Origin of the sequence: Hydrogenophaga taeniospiralis CCUG 15921 (assembly GCF_001592305.1) — a bacterium.
Taxonomy (GTDB): Bacteria; Pseudomonadota; Gammaproteobacteria; order Burkholderiales; family Burkholderiaceae_C; genus Hydrogenophaga; species Hydrogenophaga taeniospiralis.
Genome location: NZ_BCWR01000016.1, coordinates 26,595 through 51,637 on the forward strand (window position 1 = coordinate 26,595; position 25,043 = coordinate 51,637).

Annotated in this window: 21 protein-coding genes; 12 read left to right on the forward strand and 9 right to left on the reverse strand. The window is 66.4% G+C overall.

Annotated elements, in window-relative coordinates:
- Positions 1 to 32 precede the first annotated feature (32 nt).
- The 7 genes from arsA (at position 33) to HTA01S_RS18295 (ending at position 6,330) form a co-directional block, all read left to right on the forward strand.
- Complete coding sequence (arsA, locus tag HTA01S_RS18265) at positions 33 to 1,808, forward strand: arsenical pump-driving ATPase (protein ID WP_068174179.1); 1,776 nt, start codon at positions 33 to 35, stop codon at positions 1,806 to 1,808.
- 57 nt (positions 1,809 to 1,865) lie between these two features.
- A complete protein-coding gene (locus tag HTA01S_RS18270) occupies positions 1,866 to 2,120 on the forward strand; it encodes a hypothetical protein (RefSeq protein ID WP_068174180.1) in 255 nt (84 codons plus the stop codon).
- A gap of 16 nt (positions 2,121 to 2,136) precedes the next feature.
- On the forward strand, positions 2,137 to 3,552 hold the full coding sequence (locus HTA01S_RS18275) for a KAP family P-loop NTPase fold protein (RefSeq protein WP_068174181.1): 1,416 nt from the start codon (positions 2,137 to 2,139) through the stop codon (positions 3,550 to 3,552).
- Positions 3,549 to 4,466, forward strand: a complete 918-nt coding sequence (locus tag HTA01S_RS18280; protein WP_068174182.1) for a GIY-YIG nuclease family protein — start codon at positions 3,549 to 3,551, stop codon at positions 4,464 to 4,466. The genes HTA01S_RS18275 and HTA01S_RS18280 overlap by 4 nt, the downstream gene beginning before the upstream one ends.
- Positions 4,467 to 4,630: 164 nt before the next feature.
- On the forward strand, positions 4,631 to 5,197 hold the full coding sequence (locus HTA01S_RS18285) for a hypothetical protein (protein WP_068174183.1): 567 nt from the start codon (positions 4,631 to 4,633) through the stop codon (positions 5,195 to 5,197).
- A complete protein-coding gene (locus tag HTA01S_RS18290) occupies positions 5,194 to 5,901 on the forward strand; it encodes a hypothetical protein (protein WP_068174184.1) in 708 nt (235 codons plus the stop codon). Before HTA01S_RS18285 ends, HTA01S_RS18290 begins: the two co-directional genes overlap by 4 nt.
- A gap of 3 nt (positions 5,902 to 5,904) precedes the next feature.
- Entirely contained in the window at positions 5,905 to 6,330 is a 426-nt protein-coding gene (locus HTA01S_RS18295; protein ID WP_068174185.1) for a PPC domain-containing DNA-binding protein, read from the forward strand.
- Between the two features lie 16 nt (positions 6,331 to 6,346).
- Here the strand turns inward: HTA01S_RS18295 and HTA01S_RS18300 are convergent, their stop codons facing one another.
- The 3 genes from HTA01S_RS18300 to HTA01S_RS18310 all read right to left on the reverse strand — a co-directional run bounded on the left by HTA01S_RS18300 (position 6,347) and on the right by HTA01S_RS18310 (position 9,157).
- Entirely contained in the window at positions 6,347 to 7,594 is a 1,248-nt protein-coding gene (locus HTA01S_RS18300) for an NAD(P)/FAD-dependent oxidoreductase (RefSeq protein WP_068174186.1), read from the reverse strand.
- Positions 7,591 to 7,914: a 2Fe-2S iron-sulfur cluster-binding protein gene (locus tag HTA01S_RS18305; RefSeq protein WP_068174187.1), complete on the reverse strand. Its 324-nt coding sequence runs from the start codon at positions 7,912 to 7,914 to the stop codon at positions 7,591 to 7,593. The genes HTA01S_RS18300 and HTA01S_RS18305 overlap by 4 nt, the downstream gene beginning before the upstream one ends.
- 64 nt (positions 7,915 to 7,978) lie before the next feature.
- Positions 7,979 to 9,157, reverse strand: a complete 1,179-nt coding sequence (locus HTA01S_RS18310; RefSeq protein WP_068174188.1) for a cytochrome P450 — start codon at positions 9,155 to 9,157, stop codon at positions 7,979 to 7,981.
- Positions 9,158 to 9,268: 111 nt separating this feature from the next.
- Here HTA01S_RS18310 and HTA01S_RS18315 point away from each other — a divergent pair, with 111 nt between their 5' ends.
- Positions 9,269 to 10,207 carry a helix-turn-helix domain-containing protein gene (locus HTA01S_RS18315; protein ID WP_068174189.1) on the forward strand — a complete coding sequence of 313 codons (939 nt, stop codon included), beginning with the start codon at positions 9,269 to 9,271 and terminating at the stop codon, positions 10,205 to 10,207.
- Positions 10,208 to 10,305: 98 nt separating this feature from the next.
- Here HTA01S_RS18315 and HTA01S_RS18320 read toward each other — a convergent pair whose 3' ends face one another.
- Complete coding sequence (locus tag HTA01S_RS18320) at positions 10,306 to 11,262, reverse strand: LysR family transcriptional regulator (RefSeq protein WP_068174331.1); 957 nt, start codon at positions 11,260 to 11,262, stop codon at positions 10,306 to 10,308.
- Between the two features lie 93 nt (positions 11,263 to 11,355).
- On the opposite strand from HTA01S_RS18320, the gene HTA01S_RS18325 reads away from it, so the two are divergent.
- Positions 11,356 to 11,709: a protocatechuate 4,5-dioxygenase subunit alpha gene (locus HTA01S_RS18325; protein WP_068174190.1), complete on the forward strand. Its 354-nt coding sequence runs from the start codon at positions 11,356 to 11,358 to the stop codon at positions 11,707 to 11,709.
- Positions 11,710 to 11,821: 112 nt separating this feature from the next.
- Positions 11,822 to 12,670, forward strand: a complete 849-nt coding sequence (locus HTA01S_RS18330; RefSeq protein ID WP_068174191.1) for a class III extradiol dioxygenase family protein — start codon at positions 11,822 to 11,824, stop codon at positions 12,668 to 12,670.
- Positions 12,671 to 12,934: 264 nt separating this feature from the next.
- Here HTA01S_RS18330 and rpoD read toward each other — a convergent pair whose 3' ends face one another.
- The 3 genes from rpoD to HTA01S_RS18345 all read right to left on the reverse strand — a co-directional run bounded on the left by rpoD (position 12,935) and on the right by HTA01S_RS18345 (position 19,525).
- Positions 12,935 to 15,265 (reverse strand): RNA polymerase sigma factor RpoD, encoded by a 2,331-nt coding sequence (gene rpoD / locus HTA01S_RS18335; RefSeq protein ID WP_068174192.1) that lies wholly within the window; start codon positions 15,263 to 15,265, stop codon positions 12,935 to 12,937.
- Positions 15,266 to 15,561: 296 nt separating this feature from the next.
- Entirely contained in the window at positions 15,562 to 17,580 is a 2,019-nt protein-coding gene (dnaG, locus tag HTA01S_RS18340; RefSeq protein WP_068174193.1) for a DNA primase, read from the reverse strand.
- Between the two features lie 64 nt (positions 17,581 to 17,644).
- Positions 17,645 to 19,525, reverse strand: a complete 1,881-nt coding sequence (locus HTA01S_RS18345) for a gamma-glutamyltransferase family protein (RefSeq protein ID WP_068174194.1) — start codon at positions 19,523 to 19,525, stop codon at positions 17,645 to 17,647.
- Between the two features lie 114 nt (positions 19,526 to 19,639).
- On the opposite strand from HTA01S_RS18345, the gene HTA01S_RS18350 reads away from it, so the two are divergent.
- Complete coding sequence (locus HTA01S_RS18350) at positions 19,640 to 21,610, forward strand: GspE/PulE family protein (RefSeq protein ID WP_084236253.1); 1,971 nt, start codon at positions 19,640 to 19,642, stop codon at positions 21,608 to 21,610.
- A gap of 49 nt (positions 21,611 to 21,659) precedes the next feature.
- On the opposite strand, the gene HTA01S_RS18355 is transcribed toward HTA01S_RS18350, so the two are convergent.
- On the reverse strand, positions 21,660 to 22,418 hold the full coding sequence (locus tag HTA01S_RS18355; protein WP_068174196.1) for a 3-hydroxyacyl-CoA dehydrogenase: 759 nt from the start codon (positions 22,416 to 22,418) through the stop codon (positions 21,660 to 21,662).
- 160 nt (positions 22,419 to 22,578) lie between these two features.
- Between HTA01S_RS18355 and ppk2 the strand changes: the two genes are divergently transcribed.
- On the forward strand, positions 22,579 to 23,496 hold the full coding sequence (gene ppk2 / locus HTA01S_RS18360) for a polyphosphate kinase 2 (RefSeq protein ID WP_068174197.1): 918 nt from the start codon (positions 22,579 to 22,581) through the stop codon (positions 23,494 to 23,496).
- Here the strand turns inward: ppk2 and HTA01S_RS18365 are convergent.
- A complete protein-coding gene (locus HTA01S_RS18365) occupies positions 23,475 to 25,043 on the reverse strand; it encodes a sensor histidine kinase (protein WP_068174198.1) in 1,569 nt (522 codons plus the stop codon). The genes ppk2 and HTA01S_RS18365 overlap by 22 nt on opposite strands.

Below are 25,043 nucleotides of genomic sequence, written 5' to 3' on the forward strand. Positions count from 1 at the left end.
TCGGCGGGCCGGGGGTATGCGATGCTGCGGGCATGAACACCCCCACGCTCCCCGGCTTCGCCACCGCGCCCACCCGTTTCCTGTTCTTCACCGGCAAGGGTGGTGTCGGCAAAACATCGCTCTCCACCGCCACCGCCATCGCGCTGGCCGACGCGGGAAAGCGCGTGCTGTTGGTCAGCACCGACGCGGCGTCGAACCTCGACGAAATGCTCGGCGTGCCGCTGTCCAACCGGCCGGTGCCCGTGCCCGGCGTGCCGGGGCTGCAGATGCTCAATATCGACCCCGACACAGCCGCCGAAGCCTACCGCCAGCGCGTGCTCGCGCAGCTCGAAGCCGGCGCCAGCGACGACGAGCGCCAGACCGTGCGCGAACAGCTCTCGGGCGCCTGCACCACCGAGATCGCCGCCTTCGACGAATTCGCCGCGCTGCTGGCGGGCGAGGGCATCGACGGCGGCTACGACCACGTGGTCTTCGACACCGCGCCCACCGGCCACACCCTGCGCCTGCTGAGCCTGCCCAAGGCCTGGACCGGTTTCCTCGCCGGCAACGACCGCGGCGCCTCCTGCCTCGGCCCGCACTCCGGCCTGAAGATGCAGGAAGCGCGCTTCAACGCCGCGCTGCAGGCCCTGAGTGACCCCGCGCTCACCACCGTGGTGCTCGTCACCCGGCCCGACCCGCGCCCCATGCAGGAAGCCGCGCGCACCGCCGAAGAGCTGCGCCAGCTCGGCCTGGCCAACCAGCGCCTGGCCATCAACGGCGTGTTCCACGCCACCGAGGCCAACGACCCGATTGCCAACGCCATCGAGGCCCTGGGCCGTCAGGCCCTGAACGAGATGCCCGACGCGCTCGCCCGCCTGCCGCGCGACGAAGTGCCGCTGCGCGCCTTCGACACCGTGGGCCTGCCGGCGTTGCGTGCGCTGCTGCAAGGCGGTGAGGTGACCGCCCCTGCGCCCCAGGCGGCAAGGCCCGCGCTGCCCGCCGAACCGCTCAGCCGCATGGCCGACGAACTCGCCGCCATCGGCCACGGCCTCATCATGGTCATGGGCAAAGGCGGCGTGGGCAAGACCACCATCGCCGCTGCGCTCGCCGTCGGCCTGGTGCAGCGCGGCCACAGCGTGCACCTCACCACCACCGACCCAGCGGCCCACGTGGCCGACGCGCTGAACGGCAACCTCGAAGGCCTCAAGGTCGGCCGCATCGACCCCAAGGCCGAGACCGAGGCCTACATCGCCAAGATCATGGCCACCCGCGGCAAGGCACTGGACGAACAAGGCCAGGCCCTGCTGCTCGAAGACCTGCAATCGCCCTGCACCGAAGAGGTGGCCGTGTTCCACGCCTTCAGTCGCGTGGTCAACGAAGCGCGCAGCGCCTTCGTGGTGCTCGACACCGCGCCCACCGGCCACAGCCTGCTGCTCATGGACGCCACCGGCGCCTACCACCGGCAGATGGTGCAGCAATACGAAGGCAAGGCAGAGAGCAAAGGCCTGCACATCATCACGCCGCTCATGCGCCTGCAAGACGGCAACATGACGCGCGTGATCATCGTCACCCTGCCCGAAGTCACCCCGGTCAGCCAGGCCGCCGCGCTGCAAGACGACCTGCGCCGCGCCCAGATCGAACCCTGGGCCTGGGTCATCAACAAAAGCATCGCCGCCACAGGCACGACAGACCCGCTGCTGCAGGCGCGACTGGCGGGGGAAATACGGCAGACCGAGCGGATTGCGGGCGGGCTGGCGAAGCGCACGTTTGTGCTGCCCTGGCTGCCGGAGCCGCCGGTGGGGGTGGATGCGCTGGCACGGTTGGTCTAGAGGCTCGGTGGGCGCCCCTAGAATGCAACAAGAGGAAACAACGACAAAACGCCACCCATGACGCCCGAGGCCCGCGCCCGCCAGACCATCGACGCGTTGCTCACCGCAGCGGGCTGGCACGTCTGCGATGTGGCCAGCGCCAACCTCCATGCGGGCAGTGGCGCCGTCAAAGGCGTCGCCATCCGCGAGTTCCCGCTCAACCCCGGCCACGGCTTCGCCGACTACCTGCTCTACGTCTGGCGCAGGCCGCTGCCCTTTGTGTTCGATTTCGCCGGGGTGGAACAGGCTTCACCAACGGGCTCGACCACATAAATCAGGGTAGAAAAGCATGAAGTTTCGACTGGAAGAAATCGAGGTTCCTGAAGACGAACCGTTCAAGTACGACGCCCTCAACCGGCAGCCGGTTGTCGAGTTCGTTCGGGACTTGATCAAGCAGCTCGAAGGGCCGTTCGTTCTAGCGCTGGATTCACCGTGGGGAACAGGAAAGACCACGGTGGTCCGAATGCTCCGCGCATCCCTGAAGAGTGAAGGGTTCGCCAGCGTCTATTTCAACGCCTGGAAAGAGGACTACGTCAGCGACCCTTTGATCGCCATGGTCGCCACGATTGATGAGCTCAAGGTGGCAGACCCCGAAGCTGGGAAACGATTCAGTGAACGCATGACCACCCTCAGGAGGGTCGCATCCAAGGTCGCCAAACGAGGTGTCGTCGCAGCCGTGAAGTTGGGAACGATGAACGCGCTCGACTTGGATGAGGTCGCCGAGGATGTCCTCTCGTCAGCAGCGGGCGACGCTGCTGATGACCTGGTCTCAGCATTCAAGCAGGAGAAGAAATCTTTAGAGCACTTCCGTGAGGCACTGGAAGGTGCGGTGAAGGCGGTTCAGTCAGAGGACTCCTCGAAACCGTTGGTGTTCTTTATTGACGAGCTGGATCGCTGCCGACCGACATTCGCAATTGAGCTATTGGAGCGCGTCAAGCACCTGTTCGACGTGAAGAACTTAGTGTTCGTGCTGTCAGTCGACAAGAAGCAGTTGGAGGCCATCACTGCTGCTGTGTACGGCGAGCGCATTGATGCGTCGGACTATCTGCGGAGATTTTTTGAACTTGAATTTGGTATCCCCGCCGTTTCGGCTGAGCGCTACACGAGTACCTTGCTTTCGCGTTATCACATCACTGAAAAATTTGCTCAACGCAAGAATGGCGGGGAGACCGAGAGAGAGGAGTTTTCCGAAACGTTTAGTGCGTTGGCCCGTCACTTTGAGTTGTCATTGAGGATGATGGATCGCTGCGTCACTAGCATGGCGGTTGTCTTGTCCCAGACTCCAGATGGCAGAACACTTGATCCAAGTCTGGTTGCTCTACTGGTCATTCTGCGTATGAAAGATCGCGATCTTTTCACTGGACTTGCGAACGGAAGAGTGGGGCCGGACGATGTAATGAAATGGCTTGGGAGCTTTGGGGCTGATCAGAGCGACTATTCTTCCCATGAAGCAAGTTTGTGGCTGGAGGCCTATATGCGGATCAGTGATCCCAATAGCTCTCGTCGCGATGCAGAGATGATTCGTTTGCGCGATCAAGTCCAGTCAAAAGCATTGGAGGGGCAAGAGATCTCTCCGAAATTGCAACGGCTTAGTGATGTGTATGAGCGTTGCAAACAGATTGGCAGCGGTCGAACGGGGCGTATCAATCTGGCAACGGTGGCGGCTAAGGTTGACATGGCGGCGATGGTTGGAGATGAGAGGTGAGCGCTCCTTTCTCCCTCCGCATCTTCGTCGCCGACGGCGACCCCGACGGCCTGCGCATCGTCGAGCGCTTCAACGCCAGCGCCCGCGCCGTGGTGTTCCCGCGGGCCTTGCTGCCGCAAGTGAAGGCCCGGCCCGAGCTGCAGCAGACGGGGGTGTACCTGTTGCTTGGCCCCCGGCCGGACGGCGAGGGCGAGTTGCTCTACGTGGGCGAGGGCGACCCGATCCTCCCACGCCTGCAAGACCATCAGTCGAAGAAAGATTTCTGGACCCGCGCCATCGGCTTCGTGGCGGTGGGCGGGCTGCTGAACAAGGCGCATGTGCAGTTTCTGGAGGCGCGGTTGATCGCGCTGGCCCGCGCGGCCAAGCGCGTGCCGCTGGACAACGGCAACTTTCCTGGTGAACCGACCCTGAGCGAGGCCGACCGGGCGGACATGGAGGTGTTTCTCAGCCACATGCTGGGCATGCTGCCGGTGTTGGGGGTGCATGCGTTTGAGCAGGTCAAGCGTCCTTTCACCGAGACAGCAGCACAGCTATCAACAGCCGGGACTTTCACAGAAGCGCCGGATGCACATGAGCAGCCGGCAGCCGCAGAACTGTATTGCTCAGGCAAGGGCTTCAGAGCCCGGGGCAATGACGCTGCGCAGGGCTTTGTCGTGTTCGCCGGTTCGGAGGTGTCGGCGGCAGCCGGTGCATCTTTGACCGGGAGCGTAGAACGATTGAGAAAAGACTTGCTTGCAGCAGGAGTGCTGAAGATTGATGGCGGCATTCACCGGTTCGCCCAAGACTATGTGTTTTCGTCGCCCAGCACGGCCGCCAGCGTGGTGTTGGGCCGCAGCGCCAACGGGCGCATTGAGTGGAAGGACGCGCAGGGACGGACGTTGAGGGCGCTGCAGGAGGCGGAGGCTGCCACCTGAGCCTTTCGTGCATTCGTTGTTCGCGAACAGCTAATGCTTGCTGCCCACACCGTAGTGGCGGCTACTGTTGATGGGAATCTGCAATATGCATATTGAATATGTATTGACACTTTTCGTAGGATTGTTCGAAAATACGCAATCTGCATATTGCATATGAGGACGTCATGGGTTCATCCGGTATTCAGTCAAGGCTGAGTCACTCGCAGTGGTCGCTCAAGCCGCAAGACCTGGCCATGGCGCTGAAGCTGGTGTGCCTCGCCGGGCGCAAGCAGGCGTATGCCGAGCTTGCCCGCGCCATGCGACTGTCGGTGTTTGAAGCCCATGCCTGCCTCGCGCGGCTGAGCGCCGCGCGCTTGCTGACGGAAGTGGCCGGCGCGCCTGCGCTGGTGATGCCGGCGTTTCGTCCGCTGTTGCTGCAGGGGGCTCCTTATTTTTTCCCGGCGGTACGGGGTGAGGTAACGGTGGGGTTCCCCACGGCCTATGGCGTGGAGCCATTGAAATCCAAAGTGCTGTTTGCCGACGAATTGCCACCCGTGTGGCCACACGAAGATGGCAATACGCGCGGCGCCACGCTGCTGCCGCTGTACCCCAAGCTGCCTCTGGCCGCGCAGGAGGACCCGGCCCTGTACGAGTTGCTGGCATTGTTTGATGCGTTGCGCATTGGTCAGGCGCGCGAGCGCGAGATGGCGCGTGGCCTGCTGGAAGAGCGATTGAAGTCGCACGCAGCATGAGCAATCCGAACCTGGTCATTCTGGAGCTGGTGGCGCAAGCGCTCGGGCCTGTGTGCGGCGAGGTGGTGTTTGTGGGCGGCTGCGCCACGGGCTTGCTGCTCACCAAGGAGCGGCCGGATCGCATCCGCATCACGGAAGACGTGGACATCGTGGCGCAGGCGCTGACTGTTCACGACTATCACGCGGTGGAAAAGCGGGTGAGGGCGCAGGGCTTCAGCAACGACATGCGCCCCGGCGCACCGATCTGTCGCTGGGTCTATCGAAACGTGACGCTGGACGTGATGCCCACGGTGAAAGACATCCTCGGTTTCGCCAACCGCTGGTATCCACTGGCCATTGCCACAGCGCAGCCGGTGGAGCTGCCCTCGGGGTTGCAGATCAAGCTGATTGCTGCTCCGGTGTTTATTGCCACCAAGCTGGAGGCCTTCAACGACCGCGGCAAAGATGCGAGTGGACAGCCCGACTTTCTGGGCAGCCACGACATGGAGGACATCATCACGGTGAGCGATCGCCGTCCAGAGCTGCTGGACGAGTGCAGAGCCATGCCCGCCGAGCTGCGCTCCTACCTGGCCCAAGCTTTCAAAGCCTTGTTTGAACAGGCTGACTTTGAGAGCACGCTGGCAGGTCACCTGCCCGGAGACGCATCCAGCCAGAGGCGATTGAAAGATCTGGTGAAGACCTTGCGCGAATTTACGAGCCTCTGATTTATGAAGACATACCCCCTCCGCCTCACCCCCGGCCAAGACCTGCGCGAAGCGCTCGAAGCCGCCGTGCGCGCCCAAGGCTGCCAGGCGGCGTTCGTGCTCTCGGGCGTCGGCAGTCTGGTGGATGCGCGCATCCGCTTTGCGGGGGCCGACGAGCCGCTGTGCATCTGCGGGGACTCGGAAATCCTGAGTCTGTCGGGCACGGTGGGCGTGGGCGCCACGGGCGATGCCGGGCGGGGGCATTCACACCTGCACATGGCCGTGGCGGCCGCCACGGGCGAGGTGTTTGGCGGCCATGTGGCGCCGGGTTGCCGGGTGCGCACCACGGCCGAGGTGTTGCTGGCGCTGTTGCCTGAATGGGCGTTCACGCGCGAGCCGGATGCGGCCACCGGCCATGCGGAGCTGGTGGTGAAGGCGCGCGAAGCCTGAGCCTCGCGCCGACCGTTCACTTCACCAGCAGACTCGCCAGATCAAACCCCACATCGCCCGCCTGCTCGCGCGTGGGCGAGACGCCGGCGTCGAGCAGCTTGCGCACCAGCAGGTGGTCTTTGCTGGCGTTGACGCTGTCGGCGGCAATGAGTTGCTCGCCCTTGAAGTGGTAGACGGTGAACGTGCCGGCGGCCATGTCGCCGCGCACGGCCCAGCCGTCCGCGCCCATGGACAGGCCGGCCATCTGCAGTTTCTTGTCGTACTGGTCGCTCCAGAACCAGGGCGTGGCGGTGAAGGGGCGCTCTTGCCCGAGCAGCGCGGCGGCGGCGCTCTTGCCCTGTTCGGTGGCGTTCTGCACCGATTCAAGCCGCAGCAGACTGCCGTCGGCCAGGCGGCGCGCGGTGCAGTCGCCCGCGGCCACTATTGAACTGTCGCTGGTGCGGCCGCAGGCGTCGACCACGATGCCGCGGTCGCAGGCGAGCCCGGCGGCCTGGGCGAGCTGGTCGTTGGCGCTGACGCCGATGCCGACCACCACGAGGCCCGCGGGCACGACGCTGCCGTCGGCCAGCTTCACGCCGCTGACCGCACCGTCTGCGCCGGTCTCGATGGCGGCGACCTGCGCACCCAGCATCAGCTGCACGCCGTGGCCGCGGTGCAGCTCGGCGTACCAGTCGGACAGCACCGGCGCGAGCACGCGGCCGAGCAGGCGCGGCGCGGCTTCGAGCACGGTGACGGCCAGGCCTTTCTTGCGCGCGGTGGCCGCCACCTCGAGGCCGATGAAGCCACCACCGATGACCACCACCGGGCGCTCTTGTTCGATGCACGCGGCCAGGCGGTCGGCGATGGTGCTGGCGTCGTCGCGCGTGCGCAGGGCCAGCACACCGGGCGCGTCGCTGCCGGGCAGGGGCAGGGCGCGCGGCGTGCTGCCGGTGGCGAGCACCAGGCCGGCGTAGGGCAGGGTGCTGCCGTCGCCGAGGATCAAGGTCTGGGTGCTGCGGTCGATGGCCTTGACAGTCACACCGGTGCGCAGCGTGATGTTCTTGCGTGCCAGCATCTCGGGCGCGCGCATCACCAACTGGGCCGCGGCGATCTCGCCGGCCATCCAGGCCTTGGAGAGCGGCGGGCGGTGGTAGGGGCCGTGGGGTTCGTCACCCAGCATCGTGATGCTGCCTTCGTAGCCACCGCTGCGCAGGGCCTCGGCGGTCATCACGCCGGCCTGGCCCGCCCCGACGATGACGATGCCGGCTGCGGCTTCGGCGTTCATTCCTGGCACTCCGGCAGGTGCACCACGCCGCCTTCCAGCGCGGGGCCGGCCTTGATCTGGCAGGCCAGGCGGCTGTTGGGCCGGCGTTCTGCCACCACGTTCTCCAGCATGTCCAGCTCGCCCTGCGAGGGCGCGGGCAGCACGCCGGCCAGCAGCTCGTCCACATAGCAGTGGCAGGTGGCGCAGGCGCAGGAGCCGCCGCATTCGCCCACGATGCCGTCCACGCCGTTGGCGGTGGCGCCCTGCATCAGGCTCCAGCCGTCGGCGAGGTTGAGGGTGGTGGACTGGCCGTTGGCCTCGATGAAGGTGATGTTTGCCATGGTGTCTCCAGAAAACAAAAAGGCGCTGCCCGGTGACAGGCAGCGCGATGGTGGGGCCGCAGGCTTAAGCGACGCTGAGCTCAAGCACCAGCGGGCTGCGGAAGGTGGAGGAGGGCATCCACGGCAACTGGTCGGCCACGCGCCGGTAGTCGGGCACCACCTTGTGGAACTCGTCGAAGGCGATCTTCACCGCCAGGCGAGCGATGGCCGTGCCCAGGCAGGCGTGCACACCACCGCCAAAGCCGAGGTGGCCACGCGGCTTGCGGGTGATGTCGTACACGTCGGGGTTCGGGTACTGGCGCTCGTCGCGGTTGCCGCTGCCGTAGGCCAGGCAGACGAAGTCGCCTTCCTTCATGGTCTGGCCGTGCAGGGTCACGTCCTTCATCAGGCGGCGGCGGAAGCGCTGGGCCGAGGTGTTGAAACGCAGGCTTTCTTCGATCGCGTCGGGCAGCAGCTCGGGGTTGGCCACCACGGCGCGGCGGGCTTCGTCGAACGTGGCGAGGTTGTAGGCCATCATCATCATGAAGCCGCCGAGCGATTCGACGCCGGCCATGATCAGCGTGGTGGTGGTCAGCAGCACCTCGCGGTCGTCCAGCCGGTCGCCATCGATCTCGGCCAGCGCGAAGTTGCTGATGAGGTCGTTGCACGGTTCGGCGCGGCGCATCGCGATCACCTTGCTGGCGTATTCCTGCATCCAGTTGTAGGCGGCGATGTGCTCCGGGCCTTTGGCGCGGGTGCGGGCATCGCTCTGCACCATGAGCACGGCGTTTTCGCGCACTTCGTGTTCGGGCACCAGCGCGTCTTCACCCATGGGCAGGCCGAGTGCGGCCATCAGCACCTTGACGGTGAATTGCGACGAGACTTCCTTGAAGTCGAACTGCTTCGTGCCCTGGAGCTGGCCGAACACCTGCCGGGCCACATCGCGGATGGGCTCTTCCAACGCCAGCAGGTTGCGCTTCATGAAGGCGTGTTGGATCAGGCCGCGCAGGCGATCGTGTTTCGGTGGGTCGGAGCTGCCGAGCGTGGCACCGGCGCGGCCGGGCAGCTCGGTCATGAGGTTGCCGCTGGCGCTGGAGTAGGTCTGCCAGTCCTGGCCAGCGGAGACGATGTCGGCGTAGCGCGAGAGGACCCACATCTGGGCCTCTTCGCTCCAGAAGCAGGGCGCCTCGTCTCGCAGGTGCTTGTAATAAGGGAAGGGGTCGGCGTCGATGGCTGGCGAGTACGGGTCGAAATGGAAGCTCATGGCTGTGTCTCCTGTGGGTGGAATCCGGAACGGACTGTAGGCCTCCCGGCTCCGATTGGCACTGCACTTAGGAGGGATAATTCTTGTACTTTTCGATCAAGGTGTTCCGCCATGCCGCAGACGAACCCATCCCCGCCACGCGCCCGGCCCTCGCGTGGCCAGCCCTTGGCCATCCCGCGTTTTGCGCTCTACGGCGAGGCCGCGGCACCCGGGCAGGACATGTTGCACATCGAGTCGGTGGAGTCGCGCAGCCGGCTCTACCACTGGGAGATCGAGCCCCATGTGCACCTGGGCCTGTACCAGATCCTCTGGCTGGAAAGGGGTTCGGCCGAGGTGGTGCTGGACGAATGGCGCGCCTCGGTGGCCGGGCCGGCTGCCATCGTGGTGCCGCCGGGGGTGGTGCACGGCTTCGTGTTTGCGCCCGAAACCGATGGCCGCGTGCTCACGCTCAGCGCGCGGTTTCTGGTGGAGGGCGAGTTCCAGGCCGTGGGCGAGGCGTTCCAGGCGCTGTTTTCGGCGCCGGGGGTCTTGCATTTTTCGCCCGACGATGGCGAGGCCCAGCGCCTGAGCGTGCAGCTCGGCGAGCTGGCCGCCGAGTTCGCCTTGCCCGGCTCGGCCGACGCGCCGGTGGTGCAGTGGCTGGCGCGGGCCGTGGTCTGGCGCCTGGCCCGCGCGAGTGAGCAGGGCCATCGCGAGGGCGGCGAGCGCGCGCACCAGCACCAGGCCCTGTTCACGCGCTTCCTGCTGCTGGTGGAGCAGCATTTTCTGGAGCACTGGCCGCTGGAGCGTTACGCCTCGCGCCTGGGGCTGTCCACCCAGCGGCTCAACCGCCTGGCCCGCGCGGGCAGCGGGCGCAGCGCGCTGGAGCTGGTGCACGAGCGCCTCACGCGCGAAGCCTGCCGGCGGCTGGTGTACATCGCCGCGCCCGCGGCCAGCCTGGCGCTGGAGCTGGGCTTTGAAGACCCTGCCTACTTCTCCCGCTTTTTCAAACGCCGCAGGGGCCTGAGCCCGCAGCGCTGGCGCGAGGCGCAGCGCCCACCAATGGCGTGAACTGAAACACCCCCGCAGCGCTTCGCGCTACCCCCTCAAAGGGGACGGCACTGGCCGTCCGGCAAAGCCGGCCCGGCGGTGTCCTGGGCTGCACCGTTTCATGCGTCGGGGCGGCGCTCCGGTGCAATGGAGAACTGATCAACGCTTGGTGCCCCAGCCATTGCGCCAGGCGCCAGGGCGTCGAGCCGTTCGCGCAGCCAGCGGTGGGCAGCGTCGTCCTGGTGGCGCCGGTGCCAGATCATGTACATCGGCAGCGTGGGGCAGGGCGTCGGCACTTCGGCGCGAGCGAACTCGCGCATGAAGCTGTCGTGCAGCAGGGCCGGCGCCGTGGCCAGCAGCGGGCTGCCGCGCAGGAAAGTGGGTAGGCCGCCAAAGCCGGGCACCATGACGGCAAAGCGCCGGTGCAGGCCCTGCGCGGCGAGCGTGCGGTCCAGGTAGAGCGTGCGCCGGGGTTCGTAGACCACGGTGATGTGATCGGCGGCGAGGTAGTCGGCCAGCGTGGCCGGGGCCGCGCGCACCGCCGCGTCGTAGTAGACGCAGTAGCGGTCTTCGAAGATGCGCTTCTGCACGATGTCGCTGCCCTCGGGCGGGCGCGGGCTGATGGCGATGTCGCACACGCCGTCGCGCAGCATCTCCAGGCTCGGGATGTCCGAGGGGATGACGCGCAGCGCCACGCCGGGCGCCTGCGCGCGCAGCACCTGCGCCAGCGCGGGCAGCAGCACGTCGCGCTGGAAGTCGTTGGCAGCGATGGTGATGGTGGCTTGCCAGCGCGCGGGGTCGAAGGCGCCGGTGTGCGCAAAGCCCTGCAGCTGGCGCAGCAGCTCGCGCGCCTGCACGGCCAGCTCACCCGCGCGCGCCGTGGCGACGATGCCGCGCCCGCTTTTCACGAACAGCGCGTCGCCGGTGATGCTGCGCAGCTTGTCGAGCTGGTGGCTCACGGCCGACTGCGTGACGCCCAGCGACTGCGCCGCGCCGGTGATGCTGCCCGCGTCCACCACCGCCACCAGCAGTTGCAGCAGGCGGGCGTCCAAGTCTGACCAATCGAAATCATTCATGTGTTTGATGATCATTCATCGGTTTATCTTTGGCAATGGGCTGGGAATACTCGCGACTTGACCCAAGTCAATCCACCCACGCAGGAGACTCCCGTGAGCACACCCAGCATCACCATCCCCGGCACCACGCCCTTTGACGGCGGCATAGCCCAGAAGGGCTACGCCCTGAACAAGATGTGTTTCTCGTTCAACGAGAAAGCCAACCGCGAAGCCTTTGTGGCCGATCCCGAGGCCTACATGGCGAAGTACGGGCTGAACCCGCAGCAGGCGGACGCGATCCGCTCCAAGCAGGTGCTGGCCTTGCTGGACGCGGGCGGCAACGCCTACTACCTGGCCAAGTTCGCCGGCATCTTCGGCCTGGACATGCAGGACATCGGCGCGCAGCAGACCGGCATGACGAAAGAACAGTTCAAGGCCAAGCTTGTGGCCGCGAACCTGCAATGCTGACCCCCCTGCGCCGCTGCGCGGCTTCCCCCCAGGGGGACCACGCCTGTGGCCTGGCAAAGCCAGTTCCACGGCGCGTGCTGGATCGATAACCGGAATTCATTGGAGAACAGACATGGCACAACTCATCGGTGGCCTGGCCACATCGCACATCCCCGCCATCGGCGGCGCCATCCACAAGGGCCTGCAGAACGAGCCCTACTGGAAACCGTTCTTCGACGGCTTCCCGCCCATTCACGCCTGGCTGGGCAAGGTCAGGCCCGAGGTGGTGGTGGTGTTCTACAACGACCACGGCCTGAACTTCTTCCTGGACAAGATGCCGACTTTCGCGGTGGGCGCGGCGGCCAGCTACAGCAATGCCGACGAGGGCTGGGGCATTCCGACGCTGCCACCGATGGCCGGCTGCCCGGAGCTGTCGTGGCACATCATCAACCAGCTGATCGCCAAGGAGTTCGACGTCGTGACCTGCCAGGAGATGCTGGTGGACCACGCCTGCAGCCTGCCGATGAAGCTGTTCTGGCCGAACGACGCCGTGGCGCCGGTGCAGATCGTGCCGATCAACATCAACACGGTGCAGTTCCCGCTACCGACGGCCGGGCGGGTCTACAAGCTGGGCAAGGCAGTGGGTGAGGCCATTCAGAGCTGGGACAGCAACAAACGCGTGGCAGTGATGGCCACGGGCGGCTTGTCGCACCAGCTCGAAGGTGAACGCGCGGGCTTCATCAACAAGAAATTCGACCTGCAGTTCCTGGACAGCATGGAGACGAACCCGGAGTGGGTGACGCAGTTCAGCGATCTGGAGATCGTGGAGAAGGCGGGCACCCAGGGTGTGGAGTTGCTGATGTGGGTGGCGATGCGCGCGGCGCTGACCGTGGGCGGGGCGGGGGTGCGCAAGGTGCACAGCAATTACCACATCCCGATTTCGAACACGGCCACGGGGGTGTTGGCGCTGGAGACGGTCTGACGTTTTTCTTGTCTTGGCCTTGCCTTGTTGGTTTTTGAAGGGGGAGCCTTTGGCTCCCTTTTTCGCGCCTGCTTGGTCGGCGGGTGCATAGAGCGCCGGGCGCTTGACTCCGCTCATGTCCCCCGGCCTCGGCCTGCGGCCGAGCCCTCCTCCTTTACTTCGCTGCGCAGTACACACCACCTCAGCGAGACACACCACACAAGCAGGCACAAAAAAACGGGAGCCCGAAGGCTCCCGTCTGTCGAATCGAAACGCTGAAACGGATTACAGCGTGTCGATGAAGCTGCGCAGCTTGTCCGAACGGCTCGGGTGCTTGAGCTTGCGCACCGCCTTCGACTCGATCTGACGGATGCGTTCGCGCGTCACGTCAAACTGCTTGCCCACTTCTTCCAGCGTGTGGTCGGTGGACATCTCGATGCCGAAACGCATGCGCAGCACCTTGGCTTCGCGTGGCGTGAGGCTGTCCAGAATCTCCTTCACCACCTCGCGCAGACCGGCCTGCATCGCCGCCTCGATCGGCGCGGTGTTCGCCTGGTCTTCGATGAAATCGCCCAGGTGCGAGTCGTCGTCGTCGCCGATGGGGGTTTCCATCGAGATCGGCTCCTTCGCGATCTTCATGATCTTGCGGATCTTCTCTTCCGGCATCTCCATCTTCTCGGCCAGGATCGACGCATCGGGCTCGAAACCGAACTCCTGCAGATGCTGGCGGCTGATGCGGTTCATCTTGTTGATCGTCTCGATCATGTGCACCGGGATGCGGATCGTGCGCGCCTGGTCGGCGATCGAGCGCGTGATGGCCTGGCGGATCCACCACGTGGCATAGGTCGAGAACTTGTAGCCACGGCGGTATTCGAACTTGTCCACCGCCTTCATCAGGCCGATGTTGCCTTCCTGGATCAGGTCCAGGAACTGCAGGCCGCGGTTGGTGTACTTCTTCGCGATCGAGATCACCAGGCGCAGGTTGGCCTCGATCATTTCCTTCTTCGCATCGCGCGAGGTGGACTCGCCCTGGTTCATCCGCTTGTGGATGTCCTTCAGGTGCGTCAGCGGCACGACCACGCTGCTCTGGATCGTCATCAGGCCCTGTTGCAGTTCCTGGATGGGCGGGATGTTGCGCGCCATCACCACGCTCCAGGGCTTGCCGGCGGCGGCCTGCTTCTCCACCCATTTCAGGTTCAGCAGGTTGGCCGGGAAGTCGGCGATGAACTTCTCCTGCGGCATGCCGCACTTGTCCACGATGATGCGGCGCAGTTCGCGTTCCTTCTTTCGCACGTCGTCGACCTGGCTGCGCATGGTGCTGCACAGCTTTTCGATCGCCTTGGCGGTGAAGCGGATCGACATCAGCGTCTCGGTGATGGCCGCCTGTGTCTTGAGGTAGGACGGGCCGCCGTAGCCTTCCTTGTCGTAGGTCTTGTGCAGCTTCTCGAACAGCACGCGCATGGCGTCGAAGCGGGTGAGGGCTTCGCGCTTGAGTTCTTCGAGCTTGCGGGTGAGCGCCTTGGAGCCGCCCTTGCCATCGTCGTCATCGGCTTCGTCGTAGTCGTCGAAGTCTTCTTCGGCCACGTAGTCGTCGGCCGCGTTGGCGTCGGCAAAACCGTCCACCACGGTGGAGATCACGACCTTGCCGCTGCGGATTTCCTCGGCCATGGCCAGGATGTCGGCGATGGTGGCGGGCGATTCGGAGATCGCGGCCATCATGTCGTTCAGGCCGCCTTCGATGCGCTTGGCGATCTCGATTTCGCCTTCGCGCGTCAGCAGCTCGACCGTGCCCATCTCGCGCATGTACATACGCACCGGGTCGGTGGTGCGGCCGAATTCCGAGTCCACCGTGGAGAGCGCCGCTTCGGCCTCTTCCTCGGCTTCTTCTTCGGTCGCGGCGGTCGGGCCGGTGTTGTTCAGCAGCAGGGTTTCGGCGTCGGGCGTCTGTTCGTAGACGGCCACACCCATGTCGTTCAGCAGCGAGACCACCACTTCCAGCGTCTCGGCCTCGACCAGCTTGTCGGGCAGGTGGTCGTTGATTTCGCCGTGGGTCAGGTAGCCGCGGGTCTTGCCCAGCTTGATCAGGGTCTTCAGGCGTTCGCGGCGGTTCTTGGCTTCTTCTTCGGACAGGACGGTTTCGTCCAGGCCGAATTCCTTCATCAGCGCGCGCTCCTTGGCCTTGCTGATCTTCATGCGCAGCGGCTTGACCTTTTCGGTCGGCTGCGCGGTGGCGTCCACCACCTCGGCTTCGACTTCGCCCGTCAGGTCGTCTTCAATGTCGCTCAGGTCGGCGTCGTCGAGATCGGCGCCAGCGCTGACCGACGAGGCCTTGGGCTTGCGGCCACGTTTGGCGGCGGGTTTGTCGGACGCGGCCTTGGCGGGGCGACCGGCTTTTTTCTTCACGCTGCCGTCCAGTTCGTCGTCGAGCGCTTCGGGGGCCGCCTTGCGGGCGGTGGTCTTGGCCGCCGGGGCTTTGGTCGCGGCTGGGGTGGGGGTCTTGGATGTCGTCACAGGAGCTTTCTTCGGGGGCGCTTTGGGGGTTGCCGCAGCGGCGCTGGCTTTCTGGACGGGTTTCTTGCTGGACACGGCGGACGTACTGGACTTCTTCGCAGGCATGAGGACCTCAAAAAAAATGTCAGGAAAAGAACCGGCAGGACTCACAAAAAACGCCAGACAGCCGCAGCCTGCGGACAATCCCGGTGATTTTGTTGGGCACTACACCCACCTTTCGCCGGAAAGGGTGGGCCTGCAAGCTGTTGGGGCGAACATTTGGTGTGCAGTCCTTGCGGGGTTCCGTCAGGACCTGGGTGGGTCGCTGAGGTGGCCAGGAGTGGTTCCATCGAGCCCCGATGCATAGGGGCCGGGCCGGTGCCGGAGGTGCTGCTGTCGCGCTTGCGGTGCAAAGCCTTGGATTATACCGCTGAACCGGTTTTCAGGGCCTGCAGTTCGGCGTTGATGCGCTTGTATTCCACCATGGCGCCAGGGTCTCCCCGGGCCACGCGCTCGGCGATCTGGCGGGCCAGTTCCTCCAGCCGGTCGCGTCGCAGGCGGGCCATCACGTCGGCGAGTTCGGCCTGTTCCGAGGCCGGGTCGTTGCCGATGGTCGCCTGTTCCACCTCGGTGCAGGCGAAAGCCTCGTGTTCGCTGCCGCGCAGGGCCTCGCGCAGGGCCGCCCAGGGCTGGGGGCCGTGCTCGTGCAACTGGGCTTCGAGCCAGGCGAACACCGGACCGTGCGGCGCCGGCAGATGGGCCAACATGCTGTGGTCGTCGGCCGAGAGGCTGTCCCAGGCCTGGGCATTGGCCAGCAGCAGGCCCACGGCCCGGTCGGCCCGGCTGCCGCCTGCGCGGCGCTGGCCGAGCATGCGCGGTGGCGGTGGCGGGCCTTTGCGCCATTTGCCATAACCCTTGTTGCCGTAGGAGCCTTTGCCGTAACCGCTGCCTCCACCGCCACTTCCACCGCCGCCATAAGCCCCACCACCCGATGGGCTGTAGGACTGGGTGTAGCCGCCACCCATGGGATCCCCATGGTCCTGGGTGTGGCTGCCGCCGTCATAGCCGTGCGCCTGCGACGCTGAAGGCTCATGGCTCGCGGGGCGCTGAGCGCGCGCGCCGCCGCCGGTTTGTTGCCAGAGCTGCAGCAGGTCCGAAATGCCGATGCCGATGCCATTGGCCAGCTCGGTGATCAACTGGCGTTTCAGGGCCCCGTCGGGCAGGGCGCTCCACAGCGGGCGGGCCTGGCTGGCCATGCGCGCGCGGCCTTCGGCGGTGGTGAGGTCGCAGTCGGTGCTGGCGGCGTCGACCAGGAAACGCGAGAGCGGCACGGCCTCTTTCACACACTGGGCAAAGGCTTCTTCGCCGTTGGCGCGGATGAAGCTGTCGGGGTCGTGTTCGGCGGGCAGGAAGAGGAATTTGACGCTGCGCGTGTCGGTGGCCAGGGGCAGGGCGGCGTCGAGTGCCTTGCGGGCGGCGCGCCGGCCGGCGCCGTCGCCGTCGAAGCTGAAGACCACGCTGTCGGTGAAGCGGAACAGCTTTTGCACATGGTCGGCGGTGCAGGCGGTGCCCAGCGTGGCCACGGCGTTGGCAAAGCCGAGCTGGGCCAGGGCGACCACGTCCATGTAGCCCTCGGTGACCAGAGCGTAGCCCGCCACGCGGATGGCGGTGCGGGCCTCGAACAGGCCGTAGAGTTCGCGGCCCTTGCTGAACACCGGCGTCTCGGGCGAGTTCAGGTACTTGGGTTCGCCCTTGTCGAGCACGCGCCCGCCAAAGCCGATGTACTCGCCCTTGACGTTGCGGATCGGGAACATGATGCGGTCGCGGAAGCGGTCGTAGCGCTTGGCCTCACCGTCCTGGCCTTTTTCGTCTTCGTGCACGATCACCATGCCGGACTCGACCAGCAGCGCATCGCTGTAATCGGGGAACACACTGGCCAGGCTGCGCCAGCCTTCGGGCGCGTAGCCCAGGCCGAAGGTCTTGGCGATCTCGCCTGAGAGACCGCGGCCCTTGAGATAGGCCACCGCGCGCGGCGAAGCCTTGAGCTGTTTCATGTAGGCGTGCGCGGCCTTCTCCAGTACGTCGTTGAGCGTCACCTGCTTCTGGCGCTGCAACGCGGCGCGCTCGCGGTCCTGCGGGGACGCATCGTCTTCCGGCACCTGCAGACCGGCCTGCTGGGCCAGGTCTTTCACGGCTTCGATGAAGCTCATGCCGGCGTGTTCCATCAGGAAACCGATCGCGTTGCCGTTCGCTCCGCAGCCGAAGCAGTGGTAGAACTGTTTGGTCGGACTGACGCTGAACGAGGGCGATTTTTCGCCATGGAACGGGCACAGTCCCATCAAGTTGGCGCCGCCCTTTTTCAGCTGGACGTAGCGGCCCACCACGTCGACCACGTCGACGCGGTTGAGCAGTTCCTGGATGAAGGTCTGGGGGATGGCCATGGGTGTTCCGAACCCGCTAGCTTAAACCCGTGGCTCCTCCCCCGCAGGGCCGCGGGGCGGGGCATCAATCGCCCATGACCACGCCCTCGCGCCGCGGGTCGGCGCCGCCGAACCACACCGGCTCGCCGTGCGCCTGGCCGCGCACGATGGCCTGCAGTCCGCTGGGCATGGGCGTTTCGCTCACCGTGTGGCCGCGCTGCTGCAGCGCCTGCACCGTGGTGGCGGGGAAGCGCCCGGCCTCCAGCATCAGCGGGCCCCCCAGCGTGCCGAAATTGGGCAGATCGATGGCGGCCTGCGGCAGCAGGCCCCAGTGCAGCACGCCCAGCAGCGTCTTGGCCGTGAAGTGGATGATCAACGCGCCGCCCGGGCTGCCCGCGCTCATGAGCAACTGACCACTGTCGCGGTCGAACACCAGGGTGGGGGACATGGACGAACGCGGTCGTTTGCCGGGCTCGACGCGGTTGGCCACCGGCCGGCCCTGCGCGTCGGCGGGCACGAAGCTGAAATCGGTGAGCTGATTGTTGAGCAGAAATCCGCCGGGTCGCGTGGGGTCGGTGCTGACCATCAGCCGCGCGCCAAAGCCCGCTTCGATGGTGGTTGTCATGGCCAGGGCGTTGCCCAGGCCGTCGACGATGCTGATGTGGCTGGTGCCGTATTCGGGTTGCTCGGGCATCGCCGCCCAGGCGCTGGGCACGCCGCCGGGCTGGCCGGCCGGGGCCTGCGGCGAACGCGCGGGGCCCAGCAGGCGGGCGCGCTCGTCGAGGTAGTGGGCGTCGAGCAGGCTGCTCCAGCGGCCGGCCGGCGGCGCGACGAAATCCGGGTCGGCCAGGTACTGGGCGCGGTCGGCGAAGGCCAGGCGAGACGCCTCGGCGTAGGTGTGCAGCCAGTCGGGGCCGGGCAGGCTGTTGGCCAGCGGCGCGGTGGCTTGCGGCGTGCGCGCGAGCAGGCCCAGGATCTGGCCGATGGCGATCGCGCCGGAACTGGGCGGCGGAAAGCCGCACAGGCGCAGCGCGCGTTGCGCCGCCGCGTGCTCGTGGCACAGCGCCTCGCGTTCTTTCGGCCGGTAGCCGGCCAGGTCGTCCAGGCTCAGCCGGCCGGGGTTCACCGGATGCGCCTGCACCTTGCGCACGATGGCCTGCGCCACCGGCCCGCTGTACAAGGCCTGCGGCCCCTGTGCCGCGATGGCCCGCAGCACCGCGGCGAGCTCGGGGTTGCGCAGCACATGGCCCACGGGGTGCGGCTGGCCGTCCGCGCGGTAGAAGTAGGCGGCGGCCACCGGGTCCTGCCGCAGCGCGGTTTCGCCCTGCAGCAGGGTGTGCAGGCGGGGGCTGACGGCGAAGCCCTGTTCGGCCAGCGCAATGGCGGGCTCGAACAGTCGCGCCCAGGGCAGGCGACCGTGCTGGCGGTGCGCCTGGGCCAGCATCGCCACCGCGCCGGGCACCCCGACCGAGCGGCCGCCCACCACCGCTTGCGCGAAGGGCAGGGGTTGGCCGTCGGTGTCCAGGAACAGCTTCTCGTTCACCGCCGTGGGCGCGGTTTCGCGCCCGTCGAAGGCCTGCACCCGCCGGCCGTCGTGGTGCAGCAGAAAGGCGCCGCCCCCGATGCCGCTGGACTGCGGCTCCACCAGCGTCAACACCATCTGCACCGCGATCGCGGCGTCCACCGCGCTGCCGCCCGCGCGCAGCACCTGGGCGCCCGCGTCGGTGGCCAGCGGGTTGGCCGCCGCCACGGCGAAGTGGCGCGTGGTCCAGCCCGGCTTGTCGGTGATGCCGGAGGCGCTTTCGGGTTGCACCGGCAGGTCTGGCGCGCGGTAGGCCCAGCCACGCCCGGCGGGCGGCGCACCACAGGCCGCGAGCAGCAGCGCGATGAGGAGCGCCGGCAGGAACGGGCGCAGCCTGCGACCGTTCGTGGGAGTGCGGTGCAGCGAAAACGTGTGTTTGGTCATGGCAGGTCCTGTTGGCGGATGGGCGGTCGCTAGGACACGTGACGGATTGCCGCTGATCAAGCGGTCCTGGGCTCACTTGCGCTATCTTGAAGTTTAAAGTCGTGCCATCCCCGCATGTCCAGAAAAATGAAAGAAGTCTCGATGTCGCTGTCCCCGCCGCTGACCGTTCCTGGCGCATATGGCACGGCACCCCGTTCCGATCCGCACAGCCTGTCCTTGCTCATGGTGGCCATTCAGGCCCAGCACAGCCAGCCCATCGTGAGCCTGCGCGAGGCCCTGTTGCAACTGCACATCCTGGATGAAGCCACCATCAGGGCCCTGCTTGAGGAGGACCCCGACCTGCTGCGCTCCCGCGCGCCGGAACTGGTGCGGCGCGTGCTGCTGACGGACGATGAGCTGCACCGCGCCCTTGCGCGGGTGGCCGGCGTGGTGGAGGTGGAGGTGCTGGGGTTCGATGTGTCGCGTCAGGCTTTCGAGCTGCTGCCGCTGCGCCAGGCCTTTGCCCACCACGTGGTCCCACTGGGCATGGCCAACGAACAGTTGTTTGTCGCGTCCTGCATGCCCACCAGCCTGGAACTGCACCGCCAGCTGTGCTCGCTGACGGGGCACTCGGTCAGCCTGGTCTGGGCCAGCCGGGAGGCGATCGCGCGGCGGCTGGAGCTGCAGTCCCGCATCGAACATGCCGCTCTGGGCCAGATCGACGGTTCGATGGCCGGCGACATGTCCCACATGCCTGCGCCACCGCCGCCCGTAGGCACGTCCGGCGATCAGGCCATGATCGAAGATCTGGTGATGCAGGCCATGCTGGAGGCGGGCAGCGGGGCCGAGGCCGAGCAGCTCGCCTCGGCCAGCGAGTCGGCCGGCTTGGTGCGGCTGATCAACCAGATGATCGCCGAGGCGCAACGCACACATGCGTCCGACATCCACATCGAGACCAACCCGGGCGATGCGCTCACGGCGATCCGGTTCCGCCGTGACGGTGATCTGGAACCCTATGTGTGGTTGCCCGCCAAGCTGCGAGCGCCACTGGTCTCGCGCATCAAGATCATGGCCCGGCTGGACATTGCCGAGCGGCGTCGCCCGCAGGACGGCAAAATCGACTTTTCGGAGTTCGGCGGCAATGCCCTCGAGCTGCGCGTGGCCGTGATGCCCACGCACGACGGGCTGGAGGACGTGGTTCTGCGCCTGCTCGAATCGGCCAAGCCGCTGCCGCTGTCCCGGCTGGGGCTGCAGCCACGGGACCTGGACCTGATCGCCGGCTTTTCACAACGCACCTACGGCATGGTGCTCGCCGCCGGCCCGACCGGCTCGGGCAAGACCACCACGCTGCACTCCATGCTGTCGGAGGTGAACACCAGCGAGCGCAAGATCTGGACCGCCGAAGATCCGATCGAGATCACCCAGCCGGGGCTGCGTCAGGTGCAGATGAACACCAAGATCGGTCTGACCTTCGCCAGCGCGATGCGCGGCTTTCTGCGGGCCGATCCGGACATCATCATGATCGGTGAAATCCGCGACGGGGAAACCGCCAAGATCGCCATCGAAGCCTCGCTCACCGGTCACCTCGTGCTTTCCACGCTGCACACCAACAACGCTTGCGAGAGCGTGGTGCGGCTGCTCGATCTGGGCATGGACCCGATGAACTTCGCCGACTCGCTGCTGGGCATCGTGGCCCAGCGCCTGGTGCGTGCCCTGTGCAACCACTGCGCGCAGTCCGCTCCGCTGGACGAAGAGGCCTGGGAGGCCTTGCTGCAGGAGTACATGGAAGGCAGTGAACTGAGCCGCCCGCAGGCCGTGGAGCGCCTGCTGGGGGCGACCGGCGCCGAATCGCAGGGGCAGCTCCAGATCCGCCATGCGGTGGGCTGCGAACACTGTGGCGGCAAAGGCTACAAGGGGCGGGTGGGTGTCTATGAAATCCTGCAGAACAGCCGCGCCGTGAAGCAATTGATCCAGAACCGTGCCCGGCCGTCGGAGATCTTCGAGACCGCGGTGAACGAGGGCATGCGCAGCCTGCGCCACGATGCGCTGGAAAAGGTGGCGCAAGGGCTGATTGATCTGAAGCAGGCGCGCATGGCGTACCTCTGAACACAAAAAAGCCCGGCGCGCAGGCCGGGCGGGTGCTGGGCACGTCGCTTCAGCGCGGCGCCAGGCGGATCGCGCCGTCCAGGCGGATCACCTCGCCGTTGAGCATGTCGTTTTCGATGATGTGTTTGGCCAGCTTGGCATAGTCTTGCGGCGTGCCCAGGCGGCTGGGAAAGGGCACGCTGGCGGCCAGCGCGTCCTGCACTTCCTGCGGCATGCCGAACAGCATGGGGGTGCCGAAGATGCCGGGGGCAATCGTCATGTTGCGGATGCCGTTGCGCGCCAGGTCGCGCGCGATGGGCAGCGTCATGCCGACCACGCCACCCTTGCTGGCGGCGTAGGCGGCCTGGCCGATCTGGCCGTCGTAGGCTGCCACGCTGGCGGTGCTGATCATCACGCCGCGTTCGCCGGTGGCCTCGGGTTCGTTCTTGCACATGGCTTCCGAAGCGAGGCGGATCATGTTGAAGCTGCCGACCAGGTTGACCATGATGGTTTTGGTGTAGACGGCCAGCGAGTGCGCGCCGTTCTTGCCCACGGTCTTTTCGGCCGGCGCGATGCCGGCGCAGTTGACCAGGCCCATGAGCTTGCCCAGGGACAGGGCCTTGGCCACCACGGCCTGGCCGTCGACTTCGTTGCTCACGTCGCATTTCACGAACGCGCCGCCGATGTCCTTGGCGACCGCTTCGCCTTTTTCAGCCTGCATGTCGGCGATGACGACGGTGCCGCCGTTGGCCGCCAGCATGCGCGCCGTGCCTTCGCCCAGACCGGATGCGCCGCCGGTGACGATGAATACCTTGCCTTGAATGTCCATGGGTGTGCTCCTCGGGTGTTGAGTTGACGTTGACGTAAACGTCAATTATGACCCAGCCGATGACACCGATCTTGTCACCGGTCTGGCACCGTGCTTTCACGCCGTTGTCATGAACAGCCGGTAGCCTGCAGCGACCATTGACCCCCGCACGGAGCCGCCCATGTTTGACAGCCACGACGAGCTGCTGACCCGCATTCACCACGATCTCATGGACGGCTACGACGAAGAGCTGGAGATGGAGATCGAAGACCGCCACGTGGACGCGCTCGGCGGCGCGCTGGACCCCGAGGCGCTGCGACAGCAGAAGGAAAACCGGCGCACGTATTTCCGCGAGCTGTTCCGGCTGCAGGCCGAGCTGGTGAAGCTGCAGGACTGGGTGCAGGCCACCGGGCACAAGGTGGTGATCGTGTTCGAAGGGCGCGACGCGGCCGGCAAAGGCGGCGTGATCAAGCGCATCACCCAACGCCTGAACCCGCGCGTGGCCCGTGTGGTCGCGCTGCCCGCGCCCAGCGACCGCGAGCGCACGCAGTGGTACTTCCAGCGCTATGTGCCGCACCTGCCGGCGGGCGGCGAGATCGTGCTGTTCGACCGCAGCTGGTACAACCGCGCCGGGGTGGAAAAGGTGATGGGCTTCTGCACCGACGAGCAGTACGAAGCCTTCTTCCGCGACGTGCCCGAGTTCGAGAAGATGATCGCGCGTTCGGGCATCCAGCTCATCAAGTACTGGTTTTCGGTGTCCGATGCCGAGCAGGAGCTGCGCTTCCTCGGCCGCATCCACGACCCGCTCAAGCAATGGAAGCTCAGCCCCATGGACCTGGAGAGCCGTCGCCGCTGGGAGCTCTACACCAAGGCCAAGGAAGTCATGCTGGAGCGCACCCACATCCCCGAGTCGCCGTGGTGGGTGGTGCCCGCCGATGACAAGAAGAAGGCACGCCTCAACTGCATCCACCACCTGCTGTCACAGATGCCGTACCACGAGATCGAGCGCCCCGGCATCGAGCTGCCCGAACGCATGCGCCACGAAGACTACCGCCGCCACCAGGTGCCTGGCGAGATTTACGTGCCGCAGGTCTTTTGAAGACCCGGGCCGGCCGGGAGTTCCAGCGTGACGGCGGTGCCGTGGCCCGGTTCGCTGGACACGTGCAGCCAGCCACCGTGCAGATCGACGATGCGTTTCACGATCGCCAGGCCCAGGCCTTTGCCGCCTTCCCCGGTGGCGGGTGCCACGCTGGACCGACTTTGGTAGAAGCGGTCGAAGAGGTGGGGAATGTCTTGGGCTGGAATGCCCGATCCGTTGTCGCTCACCCGGACCGTGACCACCTCGCCGTGCGCACCGGTGTGGCGGTCGGCGCTCAGCTGGATCACGCTGCCGCTGCCTGAGAACTTGAGCGCGTTGTCCACCAGGTTGGCCACCGCGCGCTCGAACAGCTCGATGTCCACCGCGGCCAGCGCGGGGCGTTGCGCGGCGTCGGGGCGTACGGCCATCTGCAGGCGAATGCCCTGAAGGCGCGCCCGCTCGGCAAAGCGCATGACCACGTCGTCCAGCAGTTCGCCCAGGTCCAGCACCTCGGCGTTGAGTTTGAACGCCGGTTCGTCCAGGCGAGCAAGGTCACCCAGGCTTTGAACGAGACGGGCCGCGTTGTGTGTGTTGCGCAGGGCCACCGCCACCAGCCGGCGGTCTTCTTCGCGGGTGGCGTCGCCGCTCCAGCGGGCGTCTAGGGTTTCGAGGCAGGCGGTGGTGGCGGTCAGCGGCGAGCGCAGATCGTGCGAGAGGTTGCTCACGCCCTCGCGGCGGAAGTGGTCCAGGCGCCGCAGCGTGCTCCACTGCCGCCGCAAGGTCTGGAGCATCGCGTCGATGCCACCCGCGAGCTGGCCGAATTCATCGTGGCTCCTGGCATCGGGCAGATCAAGCGATGGACCCGGCCCGTCCGGGTCGGTCGAGGCCATGTCGTCGAGACCTTCCTGCGTGACCCGGCCGACCGATTGGGTGAGTCGCGACAGCGGGCGCGTGATGGTGGCGGTGGCCCAGGTGGCGAGCAGGGTGGCGAACGCCACCACCGCGAGCACCATCAGCAAAGCGGGCTGGGACAGCGTGCTGCGCAAGGCTGCCATGCGCCCCTCGCCGAACGTGCGGGGGCGCGAGACCAGATACAGGTAGCCATCGACGGGCCGGTCGGGTTGTATGGAGGCGTGGCGCAGCGGACGCGCCGCGATGATCACGCGCTTGTCCATGTGTTCGGGGTCGTCACCCAGCACATAGGGCATGGGTGTATCGCCAGCGGCCTCCAGGACCGGCCCGATGCGCACCTTGAAACCCGGCGCGAGTTGGGCCTTTCCGGTGGAGCTGAGCACGGTGCCCTGCGTGTCCAGCAGGTAGAGCTGGGTGTCGGGCTCATAGAGCACCAGGTTGGCGAGGAAGTCGTTGAAGTCTTCGCCAAAACGCGCCCGCATGCCCAGCAGGTCGTTGTGCTGCAGGACCACGCGCTTCAAGAACGCGTCGGCGCGGTAGTAGGCCGACTCGTGCTCAAAGCGTTCGTAGGCCAGCACGATGGCGATCACCACGCCCAGCGCGGTGAACAGACCGGTGAGGAAGATCGTGAGGGCGATCTTGATCCGAACCTTCAT

What these genes read in the sequence shown, in the direction of transcription:
- HTA01S_RS18305 (WP_068174187.1), bottom strand. Translation starts at nt 7,914, where the DNA reads ATGGCAAACATCACCTTCATCGAGGCCAACGGCCAGTCCACCACCCTC.
- HTA01S_RS18345 (WP_068174194.1), bottom strand. Translation starts at nt 19,525, where the DNA reads ATGACCAAACACACGTTTTCGCTGCACCGCACTCCCACGAACGGTCGC.
- HTA01S_RS18310 (WP_068174188.1), bottom strand. Translation starts at nt 9,157, where the DNA reads ATGAGCTTCCATTTCGACCCGTACTCGCCAGCCATCGACGCCGACCCC.
- HTA01S_RS18300 (WP_068174186.1), bottom strand. Translation starts at nt 7,594, where the DNA reads ATGAACGCCGAAGCCGCAGCCGGCATCGTCATCGTCGGGGCGGGCCAG.
- dnaG (WP_068174193.1), bottom strand. Translation starts at nt 17,580, where the DNA reads ATGGCCATCCCCCAGACCTTCATCCAGGAACTGCTCAACCGCGTCGAC.
- HTA01S_RS18285 (WP_068174183.1), top strand. Translation starts at nt 4,631, where the DNA reads ATGGGTTCATCCGGTATTCAGTCAAGGCTGAGTCACTCGCAGTGGTCG.
- HTA01S_RS18315 (WP_068174189.1), top strand. Translation starts at nt 9,269, where the DNA reads ATGCCGCAGACGAACCCATCCCCGCCACGCGCCCGGCCCTCGCGTGGC.
- arsA (WP_068174179.1), top strand. Translation starts at nt 33, where the DNA reads ATGAACACCCCCACGCTCCCCGGCTTCGCCACCGCGCCCACCCGTTTC.
- HTA01S_RS18355 (WP_068174196.1), bottom strand. Translation starts at nt 22,418, where the DNA reads ATGGACATTCAAGGCAAGGTATTCATCGTCACCGGCGGCGCATCCGGT.
- HTA01S_RS18365 (WP_068174198.1), bottom strand. Translation starts at nt 25,043, where the DNA reads ATGAAGGTTCGGATCAAGATCGCCCTCACGATCTTCCTCACCGGTCTG.
- ppk2 (WP_068174197.1), top strand. Translation starts at nt 22,579, where the DNA reads ATGTTTGACAGCCACGACGAGCTGCTGACCCGCATTCACCACGATCTC.
- HTA01S_RS18330 (WP_068174191.1), top strand. Translation starts at nt 11,822, where the DNA reads ATGGCACAACTCATCGGTGGCCTGGCCACATCGCACATCCCCGCCATC.
- HTA01S_RS18275 (WP_068174181.1), top strand. Translation starts at nt 2,137, where the DNA reads ATGAAGTTTCGACTGGAAGAAATCGAGGTTCCTGAAGACGAACCGTTC.
- rpoD (WP_068174192.1), bottom strand. Translation starts at nt 15,265, where the DNA reads ATGCCTGCGAAGAAGTCCAGTACGTCCGCCGTGTCCAGCAAGAAACCC.
- HTA01S_RS18350 (WP_084236253.1), top strand. Translation starts at nt 19,640, where the DNA reads ATGTCCAGAAAAATGAAAGAAGTCTCGATGTCGCTGTCCCCGCCGCTG.
- HTA01S_RS18290 (WP_068174184.1), top strand. Translation starts at nt 5,194, where the DNA reads ATGAGCAATCCGAACCTGGTCATTCTGGAGCTGGTGGCGCAAGCGCTC.
- HTA01S_RS18270 (WP_068174180.1), top strand. Translation starts at nt 1,866, where the DNA reads ATGACGCCCGAGGCCCGCGCCCGCCAGACCATCGACGCGTTGCTCACC.
- HTA01S_RS18295 (WP_068174185.1), top strand. Translation starts at nt 5,905, where the DNA reads ATGAAGACATACCCCCTCCGCCTCACCCCCGGCCAAGACCTGCGCGAA.
- HTA01S_RS18320 (WP_068174331.1), bottom strand. Translation starts at nt 11,262, where the DNA reads ATGAATGATTTCGATTGGTCAGACTTGGACGCCCGCCTGCTGCAACTG.